Origin of the sequence: Limnospira fusiformis SAG 85.79 (assembly GCF_012516315.1) — a bacterium.
In the GTDB taxonomy this organism is placed as follows: Bacteria; Cyanobacteriota; Cyanobacteriia; order Cyanobacteriales; family Microcoleaceae; genus Limnospira; species Limnospira fusiformis.
In genome coordinates this window covers 4,596,648-4,613,562 of the sequence record NZ_CP051185.1, presented here as the reverse complement: position 1 = coordinate 4,613,562, position 16,915 = coordinate 4,596,648, and the positions used below count along the sequence as shown (strand labels likewise).

The following is a 16,915-nucleotide window of genomic DNA, read 5'->3' as shown; positions in this document are numbered from 1 at the left end:
TCCCCACGCCCATTTCAGCTCTATTTCATACCCGAAGGTCTCGCACCATACTTGGTATTATACCGTATTGCCGTAAAATGTTAACCTAATTTGAGATTAAATCATGCTCTCGACTGCATCAGTTCTCCCAAGTCTAAGTGTCCGACTGGATGGCAATCTTGGCAAGTAGCAAAGTTAAAACTGGCAAATAGACGCTCTGGTGGGCTGGGTCAGACGGGCTAAATAGGGACATCAGGGCATCATCAACTACTGAGGCGAGCCCTGGTAGAGGAGTTACGTCCTGTGTTGTAAGGCTGGTCACGTTTTGCCAAGGTGTTTTTGTAGTAGGCGATGAATGAATTGGTAGCGTGAGCCTATTTTTCTGAGCAACAGTAACCCGGTGGCATCATTTAAAAATTGGGCATAGTTCCAGGGTGCATCTCCTTCTCCCCATAGGACAAATCGCAAGATCAGGCGTTCGATCGCCAATTTTAGGCTCAACGGTTGGTAGGTGAGGGCTAATATGATTCCTAGGGTCATGGCGGCGATTAACAATGGCAGCGATCGCCAAATGATTGCTAGGATCATGATTGCTATAATTGACCACCAAATCCCACTTTCGACTATCTTCATACCCAGATGATAAGCCCGTTCTTGTTCGCGGGTATGTAGCCAGGTTTTCGGGATGCGATCGAGGATAAAATCTTGAGTTTGTTCTTTTTCCAGGCGTTTGGCGAGTTCTGTTAGCCAGTGGCGGAATTGTTCGGAACTGTAGTTTTTTCCGGCATCACTATTATGATGGCGATCGCGTAAGCTAGAAATTTGATGGCGCAGATAGGCTTTTAATAAATACTCTTGTTGATCATCAATGGTGTTTAAATGTTTCCAAGATGAGATTAAGATATTTTCATAAGCTAGGGTCATCATTGTTAAAAATAATGGCTTTTGGGCGATTTTTAATAACTGTGGTTCTTCTTCGATGTCATGCCAAAGTTCCCGACTTCTAGCATTCATTAAATACTTGTGTATCTGTCGATTAGTCAAGGGACGTAACAATATTGCACCATTTAGTTGCAACCTTGCCTGACAGGGATGATAGGATTTGACGGTGCTAGATACTACTAAATGTAGGGGGGAGAGATGACTGTCTAAAAAATCATTAATATATTGAATACAGGATTCCCGATGATGTTCTTCGACCTCATCGAAACCATCCAATAAGGGGAGAATCTGGAGTTGTTCCATCCAGTAGCGTCCTGATTCGGGAGCGATCGCATATTTGAGGTGCATTTGCTCTACCATCCAATCGGAGATAGACTGTTGCTCAACTCGCCAAGATGATAAATTGAGCCAAATCGGCATAGGTTCATGTTCATCAGATAAGGCTCTCTCTACTAAGACCTTAGCCAGTCCCACCAGGGTGGTAGTTTTCCCGGAACCAGTCCCCCCCAAAATCAACAGGCGGCCATCAATGTGATCGAATACTTCAATAATTCCGGCATTAGCTGCTAATTTCACACTAGGGCGGCTGCCTATTTTCACTTCCACATCCCAAGCGCGCCTCATGCGTAGGGGGGGTTTTTCCTGGGCTAACTTGGTGAGAACATGGCGATGGGGAGACTGTAGCCGATATTGTCTCACCTCCTGTTTAACTTGGGTGAGTAATTGATGGCGTTTGGGAACTTGTACCCGAGTACCAGTTAATCTAGGCATTGAATAGAGTCAGGATTTGCGATCGGGACAGGAAATAATGGTTATGTTAAAAATACACTGAACTATGACTTTAGGGATAATTATCATGTTAAGTTTTAGGTTAGAGTCCTGAAGGATTGGGGAAGAGGGGGTAAGTTTTGATATATTTGGAATTGGGAACTCTGCAATTTTTGAAGATGATTTTTGTCTACCAGCGAGGTCTGTCCCATGTCCTTCAAACCCAAGCAATTGATAGTTGCCAGTGTAGCCGGACTGGTGACAGCAGTTATAGTAGCAGCGATCGCTATTCAGTGGCGATCTTCACAGGAAACTCCCGCCGCCTCACCTCAAGGAACAGTTACTGATTCCCCGGTTCCTAGTGCGCCAAGTCAAGCACCTGGGGTTATAGAGTCGCCACCAATTGTGGTGAGACCCCCGACAACTGGCTGCGAGATTACTATGGCAATTGTCCAAGACCCTGACCCTCCTTTAAATGTACGGCGCGCGCCTCAAGTTCAGGAAGGTAACATTGTTGGTCAACTACCCAATAATACTTTTATTTCGGTAGTAAATGAGCAAGACGGTTGGCTAGAAATTAGCGATCCGGTTCCGGGATGGGTTGCTAAAAACCGAACCCATAGCAGTTGTCCGAATGTCCGCCAACCGATTCAATTTTTACCGGGTGGTAATTCAGCTATTATCCAAGGTGAAATTATTGGCGGTGGTAGCCATAGCTATACCTTGGAAGCTGAAGCAGGTCAAACCCTGACAGTTACGGCGGAAAACTCTATTTTCCCCTATATTATCACTCCAGATGGTCAACTTTTAGGGGATGATGTTAATGCTAATGATGACCTAACGGAATGGACGGGAATGATTCCGGAATCGGGAACCTATACTTTCGAGCTTGACTCGAATTTCCGAGGTTTTACCTATGAGTTTTTGGTGAGATTAGAATGAGGTAAATGCTTTAATTTTTGCACAACACCAACATATCCTGATAACTAGCGGAACGACTCCGACGACACCACATCCCATAATCTTGGCGTTGTACTGATAGACCAGAATCCTTAATCCAATCCATTACTAATGCTTCGGAATGTGCGATCGCATCTTCGGGATTATCAGGATCATCGATAAAACTTTCGCCGACAGCATAGGCAAAATTCCGGGAACTGCGACCGGATTTAATCAAGGATTCGGTTTCATCATTTAATAGAAAAAACGTGCATAAACACCTACCACCCGGCTTTAACACTCGCGCTATCTGTTGTAAATAATTCCGACTGGCGGCTGCATATAAATGGGTAAAAACGGAAGTTAACAGCACAAAATTAAATTGGTTATTAGGGTAGGGAAACACAAAATTTTCGGCGGGAGTTTTGCCAGTGGGATTATAGCGATCGCTGTATAAATCCGCACATTCAAAATGAAAATTAGGACGGGTAGCACTAATCACTTGCTGACACCAATCAATCCAATGGGGAACAATATCAAACCCGTGATAAGAGGCTTGAGAGTTGAGATAATAAGCCAAACCATAAGCGATGCGACCGACCCCGCAACCCGCATCAAGAACCGCCTCTGCTGGTTGTAAATTGGCTTTATTAACAAAGTGTCCTAAAAAGTCCGCCGCCACCAACTTAAAACTACCACCCACCCCAACCTGATCGCTTTTTTCGGGAACCGGAAGCGAAGGTTCCAAGAACCCAAATAAAACATCACCTTCTCCCGATGCAAATATAGGAGTTAGCCTTACCAAACTATTGAATAAACCTGTTTGTTGAATCCAACTTAGGGGGATATAAATTAAAAATCTAGCCTGGTCAGCGTGATCTAAACTAGGAAATAACTGTTGGACATCCTGACTAATTAACCCTTTCTCTACCCGAAACTCAGGAACATCTAAGCCACCAATATTAATACGAAAATCCAGGACGAGACCACCTCCCCAGGAAGCAGACCAACCTTTAAGGCGTACCAGATCACCTTCTAAGGTAACTTGACCAAGACAGCCAAGGGTTTCGAGGCTTTTAGTTGCAGTCATAACCAGATGAACACTATAGAATAATGGTCTATCCTACAGCAGAATAGACCAATTATCGCATTTTCTCAGAAATCGAAAGTATAAACTTAATGGGGTGCTAAACTCTGATGGTATCTATAGGATTTATCTGGGGATTTCGATGTCTTCACTTTCATTATCTTCAGTTATTTCGGGGGTTATGGGTAGTTCTGGGAGCCGAGTATTTAAGGTGGTTGATACCAATATATATCCCAAATAAGCGGGGAGAATAATGGCGATTAAAAAGGCGAAACCTGTTAGTAAACCCATCAAGTTAAAACTAGACCCATAGGAAGACCGATAGGGGTCAATCAAGGCTACCTGATCTGACTGGGATGGTTGGTAATTGCTAGGACGACGAAAGCGAATGCGGCGATCGTCTAGTTTTTCCACCATTACCCAACCAGCGATCGCCTCTTCCTGACAAAGTTTTTCAAAGGTTTTAGGGTTCCGAAATAAATCTCTTTGAGCGCGAACAATTTTATATTCCCAGTCTTGATGATTAGGGGAGGATATCTGAGATTGAGATGATGCAATAGTGGTGGTGTTAGGATTATCGGAATCATAATGAGTCAAGATTTCTTCCTCCTCTTCATATTCTTGTTGTTGTTCATCCTGCAATTGACATAGCCAGCTTCCAGCGAGGACGGCTTCCACACCGAGGCTGCTGACCATCAAGCCTAAAATAACCACCTCATTCATAGGGCTTTACTCCCTGTAGTCTGGAATTGAAAAGCCTCTGGTAAGGCTCCAGACCAGCCATTCGACAAATAACCCTCAATTAGGTAATCTGAACCGATCGCTCGCAGGCTTACTGCTTCTAGGGATAAGGCTTCAGTCATTTGACTAAAGCCTAAATTACCGACCGGAGAGGGTGCAGCCTGTCCACCAATAATTTTAGGAGCAATAAACGCCAAAATCTTGTGAACGCACCCCTGAGTTATGGCTTCAGAGGCTAGACGACCCCCACATTCCCATAGCACGGACAAAAATTGACGCTCATAGAAATATGACATAACTTTAGCGGGTGTCAATGGTGCAAATTCCAGCACCTCTACCCCCTTTTTCCGCAAGTGTTCTTGGAAATCGGGACGGGAACCAACTTCTGTAAAAACTATGGTAGCAGCCTCGGAAGTGTCCCACAGTCGCGCTGATGATGGTAAATCTAAACTACGACTCATGACTACCCGCAACGGGTTGGGTTCCCCTTGACCGTGGGTGGTTAAGTGAGGATTATCTCGCCTGACCGTATTTCCCCCCACAATTACCGCATCACAGGCGACCCGTAGACGGTGGACTTCCTGGCGAGCGATCGCACCTGTTACCCAAGCACTATGACCTGTATCTGTGGCTATTTTCCCATCCAGGGTCATGGCGTATTTCAATATACCAAAGGTTTGTTTATAAATAATCCGATGAACAAATGCTTCGTTTAATTTTAAACAGGCTGATTCTTCTACTCCCACAATTACTTCTATTCCGGCTTGGCGCAGTTTAGCAATTCCCTGTCCACCTACCAGAGGATTCGGATCCACCATTCCCGCCACTACTTTAGCAACTCCTGCTTTAATTAACGCTTCGCTACAGGGGGGAGTTCTTCCGTAATGGTTACACGGTTCTAGGTTCACATATACTGTCGCTCCCCTGGCTAATTCTCCCGCAGACCGCAAGGCGAAAATTTCTGCATGGGGTTGTCCTGGTCCGGGGTGAAATCCCTCCCCGATAATTTGGTCATCACGGACAATCACACAACCTACTAGGGGATTTGGTGCCGTTTTTCCTAGCCCTTCCTTTGCCAGATTTAGACAATTACGCATCATCTGGCGGTCAAATTCTGAGACAGATTGAGCATTTGGTAAATTCATCAGCCGACAATTTTTGTTAAAGGGGTTGACAGGGGCTCAGGATTAATGATAGTATATTTGTATTAAGTTTAATAATGAACTACTGCCTAAAATAAAAATTTTGCAACCATCCCATTATATTAAAAGTGTAGCGCAAGTGCCGCGAAAAAGCAACCCCCCTCCCCAAAAAAAAATTTTTTGCAACAAAACTTAATTTTTTTTTACAAAAGTTAACATTAGGCGAGCCAGAAGGGGGCAAGAAGATTGTATACAAAAAAGCTGCCCCAATGTTAAGTCAGTTAAATGTTGGCGAAGGTCCCATGTAAGCCATAGGGGATATGGTGTTGAAGGTGTAAGGTAGCGATCGCATTTTTTTCAAGGTTTTTCGCATCCAAAATAACGACATCTGAGCGATGGTGTTGTGCATTATAAACGAGAGTCAATAACCAGCCATCATCTTCGGAGGTAGCATGAGGACGGGGAACAAAGACAGGTTCTCCGGTAAAGCCGTGTGGTGCAGCAGTCCAAAGTTGACGCAAACCGGTTTCCAGGTCAAACTTAATAATCGCCTGAAGGGGTGCATTTCCCTGGCTATTATGGGCGGCGGCGGAGTAGAGATATCGGTAAGGGCGACCGACAGAATTAGGGTGAGTAGTAGGAAACTCACAACAGCGAGATTCTATTAATTGACGCTGAACCTGTCCGGTAGTGAGGTCAAGGGTAAACCGCCAGAGTTGACCAGGTTCTAAGGCATTAAAATCAGTATCGCGAAAATTAGCTTGTGGGTCAACCCCTGGTAAAGATTGGTAACATATAGAATCAACGCCAATCTTATTTTCCTGTTCAAAAGCATTAGCATGATGGAAAACAAAGCCAGATTGAGCGTCAAAATGTCGGATATTTTGTCGTTGTGCGGGGTCACGAGGAATAACAATGATGCGGGTAGGTTGATTAGTTTGAAAATGCACACATTGTCCTGCGCCACAGAGTCCAAACAGATAAGGAAGGGGATTAAATTTTACAGGATTTTGGAAGAAAATACAGTAGTTAGGGGTGATGGCAAAATCATGGATAAAGGCAAATCCGGGGACTGTATGGGCGTATTTTTGTAGGAGGCTACCATGGCTGTCGAGTTCATAAATACGGATAGTGGTTGATAGTCCTGGTTTAATGGAAAAATTAACTAAACTTGGGGAACCGCCATTAAACTTAGAACTGGGGTCAATGCGGGGGTGGGCGGCGAAAGATTCTCCGGGTTCGAGGATACCGTTAAGGTTATCTAGCCCAATAGTTTCTAAGGTTTGATGGTTGAGATGATAGGGTAGGTCTGCTTCCCATAAGGCGAGTAATTTACCACCCCAATAAATGACTTGAGTATTGGCAATATTTTTAATCCGCAGGTCAAAGGCGTTGTGGAGAAAACCGCCAGGCTTTTGGGTTCCAAATACACCGCGATAAAGAATAGTTTTGGCTTGTTGTTCGTCTATATAGCCTTGGGTGCGGACATAGCGATTTTGATAGTGTGCTTGTCCGTCCTGAAAACGGATAGCGGAAATCATGCCATCTCCATCAAAGGGGTGATGAATGGGTAAGCCACCGATATCTAATAAACCGGGACCGTTACGGAATAGGGTTCCTTTCAGGTCTGGGGGGATTTCTCCATCAATATTGGTGATGGTATAGTTGTATTCATTGGGTTGAGACAAATAGCCTTTTTGCCATTCTTGGGGGTTATATGATAGTTGATTTTGGGAGGGTTCAGATATGGTATTTTGCATGATTCAATGATTTGGTTTAAGGTGATTAACTGAGAAATTATGGTTAATTGATATCAGACATCAGTTAGTAGATATATTTAGTATATATCAAGATGTGTGATAGGTCAAGATAGGTTGAGAATAGCAGGCATAAATCCCGCCGATTAGGTGAGGGGGAGGGAGTCGGAAAGGGGGATTGATTACCGATTCCCAGTTATTAATTAATCGGTGGTGACTAATTCGGGGACTAATTCTGCGGTTGATTCTAGGTTGGGTGAATGGATGTTATGGGTGTTAGTTTCGGCGGTGGTAGATGGTAGCCAGCGAATTAGGGGTAATGGTAAAAGGGTAGTTAAGTTAGTGATAATGACTAACAACCATAATTTATCGAAGTTAGTCTCGGTGACTCCTAATAAGTGGGTGAGAAGTGCGCCAGACTCGTGGGATAGGAGTCGGGAAAGGTTAGAGATGGACATTAATAGGGCGAAAAGAGTGGCTTCTACACCGGGGGGACATAGGCGGGCGGCGAGGACTAAAACAGGCATATAGGCGATTTCTCCGGCTACGGTGAGGATGAGACTATCTCCGAGGCTAAACCAGTGGTCGTCTATTCCTAGGGCGCGGTTGGTGTGGGTAACTAGGAGTAACATGGTCATACCGAGGGCGGCGGAGAGAAGGGTTGAGACTAGGAAGATTTTACGGAAGGGGACAGATTTAAAGAATCGCTGAAATAACCAAATACCGAGGAGGGCGGCGATACTGGTAACTAGGCGGACTCGTCCTAAAAACTCTGGTTGAAATCCTAATTCGTTGGTGGTGAAATAGAAAAAGGCTGAGTCGGCGGTGGGGGTAGCTTGCCACAAGAAGATAAAGGCAGTGGGTAGCCAGATGGATTTTTGGGTGATGGCAGCCCGCAGTTGTTGGACTTGGTGTTTGACGGTTTGCCAATTGGAGATGTTAGTAATTTTATCTTCAGCGATCGCCCATGCGACAACCATCACCAATAGGGGAAAGGTAGCGGTAATGAGGAAAACTGTTTCGGAGGTAAAGATTTCCAGGAGATAGCCGCTGAGGTAGGCGGTAATTAACCCCCCCAGGGCTGAGGAAGCCCAACAGAGGGATTGAAGGGAACCGATATTGCTGATAGACTCGTTTCGCGCCCTTTCTACAACTAAGGAGTCTACAATCACATCGCTGATAGCTACGGATAGGGAATTAAGGGCGATCGCAATTGTCGCGGTAATGGGATGATCAACGAAGGTAGCTAGGTAAACCCAGGAGAAAGTCCCCATTAACCCGGATAGGATTAAATAGGGTCGGCGGCGATATCCAAAAATTGGCAACCCGTCGGACATAAAGCCGAATAGGGGTTTAATCACCCAGGGAATAGAGACTATTCCGAATAGGGCGGCGGTTTCGGCGGGACTCATACCCAAATCATCTTTGAGGAAGAAGCTAACGGCGAGACGGGAGAGGCCCAGAATACCTTGCACAAAGTACACGGTCAGAATAGCGACCAATTCTGGGTTAGGTTCATTGCCAAATAGTATATGCTTCTTGAGCCATGCCTTGGTATTGCCAAAGCTAACTGGGGATAATTCCATTTTGTAAACAAAAGTTAAGAAATTTCAATATTGATATCATAGCGAGTTCAATCAAAAACGACACAATGATGCGATCGCTTTAAGTCTAGGCAGTATAAATCACTATGGAAACGGCATTTGATCAGTGGTGGCATCTAATCTTAGGGGCGCTGTCCCTAAACCGAGATGCTTTTGTAGAAATTAATATCCTACCCCTAGGTAGAGGACTAGCCCTAACAATAGTGTTGGTGGCGGGAGTCTCCCAGGCGATAGGTCAATCGATTGTTTTATTTATTAACCGAGTCCGACCCTTCCGATTTGTGCTGAGTTTAGGAATGGCCGCGATTTTGTTTGTGTTCACGTTTTGGTTTTGGGCGGCGAGTATTTGGCTAGTTCACAATGCGATATTTAATAGCGGACTTAACCTACAAGCAACGATTACGACGCTAGGATTAAGCTACGCGCCGCAAATTTTACGATTCATAGTGGGTCTTCCCTATTTTGGCGTTCCCATTGGTGTATTTCTGTCGATTTGGTCATTACTAGCGGAAGTAACGGCGATTAAAGCAGTAACCAATTTTGACACCTGGGCTACTTTTTCGTCGGTAGGGTTAGGCTGGGTACTATTGCAGATTTTACAACGAACGATCGGCAGTCCGTTAATGATTCTGGGTCAAAAGTTAACTAACCTAGTGGCGGGAACCGAGGTAGTAACCGATCGCCAAAAACTCACACAAATGGTGATATCAGGTAATATCGAAAGCATCGATGATGTGGGTAATGAAGTAATACTGGATGCTGCGACCCGCCACAGTCCAGAAACCATCAAACGCAACCGGGCGATCCAATTGATCGCATTAGGATTAACGGGGTTTTTCGTGTTTGTGTTAATTTCCTCCCAGTCCCCAGGTTGGTTTAGTCGTTGGTACAATGCGTTAGAACAAACTTTGCAATTAGCGATCGACCTGACGACTATTGGCTTGATCGCGCTATTCTTTTCGATATTCCTAACTCCCCTAGAAGCCCTAAGTTGGTGGGCGGGATGGTATGGCGATCGCACCCTGAAATATACAGGAACCCCGGTCAAAGAAATCGAGAACCCCAACAGTATTTCCCGTTATGTAATGTACCTAGACGGTATCAATCAAGGTTCCCATGAATACCTCCCCCAAGTTGAAAATATGTTGGATAAGGTAGCTGAGTCCTTACCTGATGATATTCTCATCGTCAAAGGAATCATGCCTTATAGTGTCACCAATAAACCCCTAACCTCAGACCGTCCCCTATCGTTTATTTGGCAAATCATTGAATCAATATCCCTAAAAAATCCGGCTAACCCGATCGCTTTTATTATCAATTTCCGCAATGTAGTTTCTGTAGCGATCGCCGCCGACCCCCGTTATGGTCCGATTCAAAACCAAGGATTAGCCCAAGTCATTTATAATAGTCTAATTAGCTTTGGCTATCCCCTCGGTAGTGGTAAACCGATTACCCTGATTGGTTACAGTGGGGGTGGTCAGATGTCTATGGGTGCGGTTAGCTTCCTGAAATACAATATTAATGCCCCCATTGAGGTGATTTCTTTAGCGGGGGTAATTAGTGGGAATACCGGGGCTATGGCGATTCAAAGACTCTATCACCTAGTGGGGGAAAAAGATAATGTGGAAAAACTCGGTCCGATTATGTTTTCAGGACGCTGGCCGATTTCCGTTCTTTCTAATTGGAATTGTGCCAAAAGACGGGGCAGAATTATCTTGATTTCTTTGGGTCCAGTAGGTCATAATGGCGATGATGGACCCATGGGGGATGCGCTGTTACCGGACGGACGGACGCACCTGGAACAGACGGTGCAAATTATTACAGGTATTCTCTGTCAAAATTGGGAAATCACCGGATTAGACCCGCAGAAGTTTATCACCATTAGCGAATATGAACGCTACAAGCAGGGGTTATTTAATCAGGTGGGTTATTATCCAATTCAACAAAGGTTAAATCCCGAGTTATATCACCCCAATTATACTTGGATAGGTCGGTTAATTTTACCAAGTAAAGATGAACGGGAAACCCTGAAAGGGGTGCGGCTGGAAATTTATCATGCTGACCCGGAAAATCAACATCGCATCGGACAGGTAGTAATTTTGCGCTGGAGTGATGAACAGTGGGTGCAAAACTACTCGAAATTGTTAAAAATGGATGTGAATTTCTCTGATCAAGCGCGGCTTAGTCAACGACAGGGAAAGGTTCATCCTCACCGACTTGATGGTTGGGAAAATGTCGATCCTTTGGAGTCTTTGGCGGGGGCGAGACCTGATGATGATATGATTGTGGCACTTCGTGAACCGGTGGTAATTAAGGATACTGGGGAGGGTGTTCCGGTGGTGTATATTCAACGGGAACCGATGCAAATTTCCGGGCGGTTTTATGGGGTGGTAAGGTTTGTCAAAAACTTGGGCAATGACCTGTTTCAAGTTCGGCATTTTAACCCGTCTACAGGGGATTTTGATGGGTATGAGGAGATAGTTTATATGCCGACGGTAATCCCTAATCGTAATGGGGTTTATTCTTTTAATAATCAGGGGGTGGAAGAGTCTCCGGTTAACAGCGGAGGATGGTATATTTATGGGGCGAGAAATAAGCAAGGTCGGTTTACGGTACAGGCGATCGCACCTAGGGAAATGTTCCGCCTCTCCCCTCAACGGGTGATTCACGGTCTGACACCATGCTTGGATTACTTTAGGCGTGATTATTTGAGTAATTTAAAGGCGGAAAAGGGGCAGATGAAAAATGTGTTATTATCTCCGCACAATGAGGGTGAAGATGATCATATGGCGATTTCTCAATGGCGAGAAGGCGATCGCGCTTTGATGATGCACCTGTTTGGCGGTATTGGCGGAAAGAAAGCCGAATTAGCATCAATGAAAATCTATTTTGGGCATTTTGCTTTCGGGGTAGCTACGGTGAAACGAGACCCTTTAACGGGGGAGTTACGTTTTGCGATCGAGTACCGACAAATTTATACTAATAATACTGATGGTATTATTTCTGGGGCGAATGCTTGGGAACATTATGGAGGCGATCGTCAATGGGGATGGTTGGGTGTGCGACCATTATGCGAAACTCTAATTAAGTTTAGCCCCCTCACCGAAGATTATGATTTTGATGGCATCAAATTCTCCCCCCTAAATGCCGTTATTCAGGAATTAGATATTATGGCTGCGCGTTATCGTGTCGGAGACGGAACCGGAACTACTTTTGTGAGTCCCGTTAATTCCTGTTGTCAGGACTCTAGCCAAGCCTTATATTCCTCTTTGCGGCAAATTTTAGCCGAGTTAGAATTAAATCCCCTCATCATTAAATGGATGCGAGAACACCCTAATCATGAGCAAACTCTCCGTTTCCAACAGTTAGGCGATTTACTGAATACCCTCGAACATTATTTAACCCCCATGGGAAAGGTACGCCCAGACTGGCGATTTAATGCCCCCAAATTAGGTGATTTGACTGTCGAAAAACCCCGCGACACTCTGATTAAGGCTTTGTCTAGTTGGCGAACTCTTCTACCTCGTTGGGTTCACGACCAAATCGCCATGATTTTTCTGCAATTAGGGGCTGATTTATGGATGCTCAGGACTAATCAAGTAGGTGGTTTTGACCCCGATATTGAACCAGTAGCACCTACATATTTTCGATTAGGAGTCCCTCACATTAAACCCGCCAAAAAGAACTGGTCTTAGCTAGTTAATTCCGTCTCTCTTTCAGGTAATTTTACCGGGAGAGACTGAACCCCTCCCCAAACCATTATATATGTCGGCACGGTTTCCCATTCTTTTATAATAAGTCAAGTTCCGGTATTTGTCAAGAGAAAAACCTGGGATTTTTAGAGCCTATTTTAAGTAGGTTGGGTGGAGGAACGGAACCCAACGCCACCATCTCACCGTACCCAGAGCGATCGCCTATTTGAGTCGGTTGGGGGGTCCGAACGCCACCCCACACCACCATCTCACCGCTGTTGGGTTTCACCCAACCTACTATTCGGAGCGATCGCCTATTTGAGTAGGTTGGGGGGTCCGAACGCCACCCCACACCACCATCTCACCCCTGTTGGGTTTCACCCAACCTACTATTCGGAGCGATCGCCTATTTGAGTCGGTTGGGGGGTCCGAACGCCACCCCACACCACCATCTCACCGCTGTTGGGTTTCACCCAACCTACTATTCGGAGCGATCGCCTATTTGAGTCGGTTGGGGGGTCCGAACGCCACCCCACACCACCATCTCACCCCTGTTGGGTTTCACCCAACCTACTATTCGGAGCGATCGCCTATTTGAGTCGGTTGGGGGGTCCGAACGCCACCCCACACCACCATCTCACCGCTGTTGGGTTTCACCCAACCTACTATTCGGAGCGATCGCCTATTTGAGTCGGTTGGGGGGTCCGAACGCCACCCAACAACACCATCTCACCCCTGTTGGGTTTCACCCAACCTACTATTCGGAGCGATCGCCTATTTGAGTAGGTTGGGGGGTCCGAACGCCACCCCACACCACCATCTCACCGCTGTTGGGTTTCACCCAACCTACTATTCGGAGCGATCGCCTATTTGAGTCGGTTGGGGGGTCCGAACGCCACCCCACAACACCATCTCACCCCTGTTGGGTTTCACCCAACCTACTATTCGGAGCGATCGCCTATTTGAGTAGGTTGGGGGGTCCGAACGCCACCCCACACCACCATCTCACCCCTGTTGGGTTTCACCCAACCTACTATTCGGAGCGATCGCCTATTTGAGTAGGTTGGGGGGTCCGAACGCCACCCCACACCACCATCTCACCCCTGTTGGGTTTCACCCAACCTACTATTCGGAGCGATCGCCTATTTGAGTAGGTTGGGGGGTCCGAACGCCACCCCACACCACCATCTCACCCCTGTTGGGTTTCACCCAACCTACTATTCGGAGCGATCGCCTATTTGAGTAGGTTGGGGGGTCCGAACGCCACCCAACACCACCATCTCACCCCTGTTGGGTTTCACCCAACCTACCCAGAGCTATAGGCTCAAAAAACCATTATATATGTCGGCACGGTTTCCCATTCTCTAATAGTAAGTCAAGTTTCCGCATTTGTCAAGGGAAAAATAGGGATTTTTCGAGTTTGTTTAGGATTCGCTAATCTGCTGATGGGTAGCGGGTTTTAGAGAGTGTGGGGAAATATGGGGCTCAGATGGGGTGGCAGGTTATATTGAGAGGCAAGTACAATAGTAGTTAGCCATGTAAATACCAATCAGGTATGAAATCCCCATGGCTCCATTGGAGGGGGATACCCTTATGAACAATACTAGCGAAATCTCAGATATTTTGGCATCATCAGATTCTCCGAATCTCTTTCCCTCACAGGGATTCAGCGGTGATGTATCCAGGGAACCACTGACAGCAGCATTAACTCAGGTTAACCAGCAATTAACAGAGTTTCTCGCCTCACCTAATTTTCAGACAGATTTACAAACCGCTTTCGGTGCATCTACCGATGTGGAATTAGGTGCAACCATCATTGAGGCTTTCACTCAGGGAGACACACCAGAGATGATAGTGCTTTCCGCTACATCAATGAATGGTGCTGATGGCGCTTTTGACTCCCTGACGGGTACGGTGTATTTATCCGATGCCATAATTCACAGTGAGAAACTGGTGGATGTGATAACGGAGGAATTTGGGCATTATCTGGATTCTCAGTTAAACGAAATCGACTCTCCTGGAGATGAGGGAGAGTTATTTATGCGCCTAGTGAATGGGGAAGCGTTGACAGAAGCAGATATCACTGGGTTAAGGAATCAGAATGATTGGGGAATCATCTGGGTAGAAGGAGAACCGGTAGCAGTACAGATGTCCGCGCCGCCAGAGTTCGCCTGGACGCGCCTGTTGGGAAGCAGTGAGGATGACCGGGCTCATGCCCTGACCACCGGTAGTGATGGGTCGATTTATGTAGCGGGCTATACTTCAGGCAACCTAGATGGACAAACCCATAGTGGTAGCGGTGATGCCTTTATCACCAAGTATCAGCCTGATGGCACTAAAGACTGGACGCGCCTGTTGGGAAGCGGTGAAGAGGACTGGGCTAATGCCCTGACCACCGGTAGTGATGGGTCTATTTATGTGGCGGGCTGGACTGCGGGCAACCTAGATGGACAAACCAATAGTGGTGGTAGGGATGCCTTTATCAGCAGGTTCCAGCCTGATGGCACTAAAGCCTGGACGCGCCTGTTGGGAACCAGGGGTTGGGACGAGGCTCATGCCCTGACCACCGGTAGTGATGGGTCGATTTATGTGGCGGGCTATACTCAGGGCGACCTAGATGGACAGGCTAATAGTGGTAGCTTGGATGCCTTTATCACCAGGTTCCAGCCTGATGGCACTAAAGACTGGACACGCCTGTTGGGAACCCGTGATAGGGACGGGGCTAATGCCCTGACCACCGGTAGTGATGGGTCTATTTATGTGGCCGGCTATACTTTGGGCAACCTAGATGGACAAACCAATAGTGGTGGGCGGGATGCCTTTATCACCAAGTTCCAGCCCAATGGTACTAAAGCCTGGACGCGCCTGTTGGGAACCAGTGAGGATGACCGGGCTCATGCCCTGACCACGGGTAGTGATGGCTCGATTTATGTGGGGGGCTGGACTGGGGGCGACCTAGAGGGACAAACCAATAGTGGTGGGTGGGATGCCTTTATCACTAAGTTCCAGCCCAATGGTACTAAAGCCTGGACGCGCCTGTTGGGAACCAGTGAGAGTGACTGGGCATCAGCCCTGACCACCGGTAGTGATGGCTCGATTTATGTGGGGGGCTGGACTGAGGGCAACCTAGATAGACAAACCAATAGTGGCTGGTTTGATGCCTTTATCACCAAGTATCAGCCCAATGGCACTAAAGCCTGGACGCGCCTGTTGGGAAGCGGTGAGGCTGACTATGCTACTGCCCTGACCACCGGTAATGATGGGTCTATTTATGTGGCGGGTACGACTTGGGGCGACCTAGATGGACAAACCAATAGTGGTATGACTGATGCCTTTATTAGCAGGTTGATAGTAGATGGCGCTGACACACCAGAACCCACACCAGAACCCACACCAGAACCCACACCGGAACCAGAACCAATTAGGGGTACTCGTGGCAATGATTTATTACGAGGAACCCCTGGTCATGACACCATCTATGGATTAGCAGGTAATGATACTTTAATCGGTGGAAAAGGTAACGATTATTTAGATGGAGGTCCGGGAAATGACAGCCTCCTTGGTGGTGCGGGTCACGATACTTTAATCGGTGGAAAAGGTAACGATTATTTAGATGGAGGTCCAGGAAATGACAGCCTCCTTGGTGGTCCCGGTCGGGATACTTTAATCGGTGGTGCTGGTAACGACACCCTCAACGGTGGTCCCGGTCAAGATATTCTCACTGGTGGTCCTGGTGCTGATATCTTTGTGTTCCAGTTTGGGGAATCGAGGGTAGCGGCTCCTGACCATATTACCGACTTGGAAATCGGTACTGATAAAATTGACTTGCTGAACCGACGCGGACGGGATATCGGGGCTCCTGAGAATTTTACCCGCGCTCGAAATAGCAATGCTCCTAACCTGCGAACCCTGGTTAATCAGGTATTTGCTAATGCTGATGGCGGACAAGCCGGACGACAACCATTAGAACCTAATAGTGCTGCATTAGTGAGGGCGACTCATGCCGATATTCGCGGCACTTATCTAGTGATTAATGATAATGTTCCCGGTTTTCAGGCTCCGAATGATTTAGTTATCAATATCACTGGATATACGGGGGATTTACCAGGTTTCGGAGAGATTCCGGTTCAGGATTTCTTTGTAGTGTAATCCTGGGGAATTAAGTTCCGATTGATGAGGTGGGGTTGAATGGCTATTTGACCCCACTTCTCTATAGGCTCAAAAAACCATTATATATGTCGGCACGGTTTCCCATTATTTAATA

At 46.5% G+C, this 16,915-nt stretch carries 12 protein-coding genes; 6 read left to right on the top strand and 6 right to left on the bottom strand.

Annotated features, from left to right (window positions below):
- Nucleotides 1–297 precede the first annotated feature (297 nt).
- Nucleotides 298–1,692 carry an NACHT domain-containing protein gene (locus HFV01_RS21790; protein WP_006621299.1) on the bottom strand — a complete coding sequence of 465 codons (1,395 nt, stop codon included), beginning with the start codon at nucleotides 1,690–1,692 and terminating at the stop codon, nucleotides 298–300.
- A gap of 207 nt (nucleotides 1,693–1,899) precedes the next feature.
- Here HFV01_RS21790 and HFV01_RS21785 point away from each other — a divergent pair, with 207 nt between their 5' ends.
- Nucleotides 1,900–2,631 carry an SH3 domain-containing protein gene (locus tag HFV01_RS21785; protein WP_006621297.1) on the top strand — a complete coding sequence of 244 codons (732 nt, stop codon included), beginning with the start codon at nucleotides 1,900–1,902 and terminating at the stop codon, nucleotides 2,629–2,631.
- A gap of 10 nt (nucleotides 2,632–2,641) precedes the next feature.
- Here HFV01_RS21785 and HFV01_RS21780 read toward each other — a convergent pair whose 3' ends face one another.
- The 5 genes from HFV01_RS21780 to HFV01_RS21760 form a co-directional block, all read right to left on the bottom strand.
- Nucleotides 2,642–3,718, bottom strand: coding sequence for a class I SAM-dependent methyltransferase (locus tag HFV01_RS21780; protein WP_193520382.1), 1,077 nt, complete (start codon nucleotides 3,716–3,718; stop codon nucleotides 2,642–2,644).
- 123 nt (nucleotides 3,719–3,841) lie between these two features.
- Nucleotides 3,842–4,438 (bottom strand): hypothetical protein, encoded by a 597-nt coding sequence (locus HFV01_RS21775; protein WP_006621295.1) that lies wholly within the window; start codon nucleotides 4,436–4,438, stop codon nucleotides 3,842–3,844.
- Complete coding sequence (gene ribD / locus HFV01_RS21770; RefSeq protein ID WP_006670283.1) at nucleotides 4,435–5,601, bottom strand: bifunctional diaminohydroxyphosphoribosylaminopyrimidine deaminase/5-amino-6-(5-phosphoribosylamino)uracil reductase RibD; 1,167 nt, start codon at nucleotides 5,599–5,601, stop codon at nucleotides 4,435–4,437. The genes HFV01_RS21775 and ribD overlap by 4 nt, the downstream gene beginning before the upstream one ends.
- Nucleotides 5,602–5,879: 278 nt before the next feature.
- Entirely contained in the window at nucleotides 5,880–7,358 is a 1,479-nt protein-coding gene (locus HFV01_RS21765) for a carotenoid oxygenase family protein (RefSeq protein ID WP_008057326.1), read from the bottom strand.
- A gap of 200 nt (nucleotides 7,359–7,558) precedes the next feature.
- Nucleotides 7,559–8,941 carry a folate/biopterin family MFS transporter gene (locus HFV01_RS21760; RefSeq protein WP_006621291.1) on the bottom strand — a complete coding sequence of 461 codons (1,383 nt, stop codon included), beginning with the start codon at nucleotides 8,939–8,941 and terminating at the stop codon, nucleotides 7,559–7,561.
- 104 nt (nucleotides 8,942–9,045) lie between these two features.
- On the opposite strand from HFV01_RS21760, the gene HFV01_RS21755 reads away from it, so the two are divergent.
- From HFV01_RS21755 to HFV01_RS21735, 5 genes are all read left to right on the top strand, one after another.
- Nucleotides 9,046–12,654: a Yip1 family protein gene (locus HFV01_RS21755; RefSeq protein ID WP_006670282.1), complete on the top strand. Its 3,609-nt coding sequence runs from the start codon at nucleotides 9,046–9,048 to the stop codon at nucleotides 12,652–12,654.
- 168 nt (nucleotides 12,655–12,822) lie between these two features.
- Nucleotides 12,823–13,065, top strand: a complete 243-nt coding sequence (locus tag HFV01_RS21750) for a hypothetical protein (RefSeq protein WP_193521341.1) — start codon at nucleotides 12,823–12,825, stop codon at nucleotides 13,063–13,065.
- A gap of 140 nt (nucleotides 13,066–13,205) precedes the next feature.
- A complete protein-coding gene (locus tag HFV01_RS21745) occupies nucleotides 13,206–13,433 on the top strand; it encodes a hypothetical protein (protein WP_193521340.1) in 228 nt (75 codons plus the stop codon).
- A 48-nt stretch (nucleotides 13,434–13,481) separates the two neighbouring features.
- The gene (locus HFV01_RS21740; protein WP_193521339.1) at nucleotides 13,482–13,709 is read left to right on the top strand and encodes a hypothetical protein; all 228 of its coding nucleotides are present in this window, start codon (nucleotides 13,482–13,484) and stop codon (nucleotides 13,707–13,709) included.
- 535 nt (nucleotides 13,710–14,244) lie between these two features.
- Nucleotides 14,245–16,800, top strand: a complete 2,556-nt coding sequence (locus HFV01_RS21735) for an SBBP repeat-containing protein (RefSeq protein WP_193520381.1) — start codon at nucleotides 14,245–14,247, stop codon at nucleotides 16,798–16,800.
- Nucleotides 16,801–16,915 lie beyond the last annotated feature (115 nt).

Bases quoted from the DNA above. Each gene is read 5' to 3' on its own strand.
- HFV01_RS21790 (WP_006621299.1), bottom strand. From the start codon at position 1,692: ATGCCTAGATTAACTGGTACTCGGGTACAAGTTCCCAAACGCCATCAA.
- HFV01_RS21785 (WP_006621297.1), top strand. From the start codon at position 1,900: ATGTCCTTCAAACCCAAGCAATTGATAGTTGCCAGTGTAGCCGGACTG.
- HFV01_RS21780 (WP_193520382.1), bottom strand. From the start codon at position 3,718: ATGACTGCAACTAAAAGCCTCGAAACCCTTGGCTGTCTTGGTCAAGTT.
- HFV01_RS21775 (WP_006621295.1), bottom strand. From the start codon at position 4,438: ATGAATGAGGTGGTTATTTTAGGCTTGATGGTCAGCAGCCTCGGTGTG.
- ribD (WP_006670283.1), bottom strand. From the start codon at position 5,601: ATGAATTTACCAAATGCTCAATCTGTCTCAGAATTTGACCGCCAGATG.
- HFV01_RS21765 (WP_008057326.1), bottom strand. From the start codon at position 7,358: ATGCAAAATACCATATCTGAACCCTCCCAAAATCAACTATCATATAAC.
- HFV01_RS21760 (WP_006621291.1), bottom strand. From the start codon at position 8,941: ATGGAATTATCCCCAGTTAGCTTTGGCAATACCAAGGCATGGCTCAAG.
- HFV01_RS21755 (WP_006670282.1), top strand. From the start codon at position 9,046: ATGGAAACGGCATTTGATCAGTGGTGGCATCTAATCTTAGGGGCGCTG.
- HFV01_RS21735 (WP_193520381.1), top strand. From the start codon at position 14,245: ATGAACAATACTAGCGAAATCTCAGATATTTTGGCATCATCAGATTCT.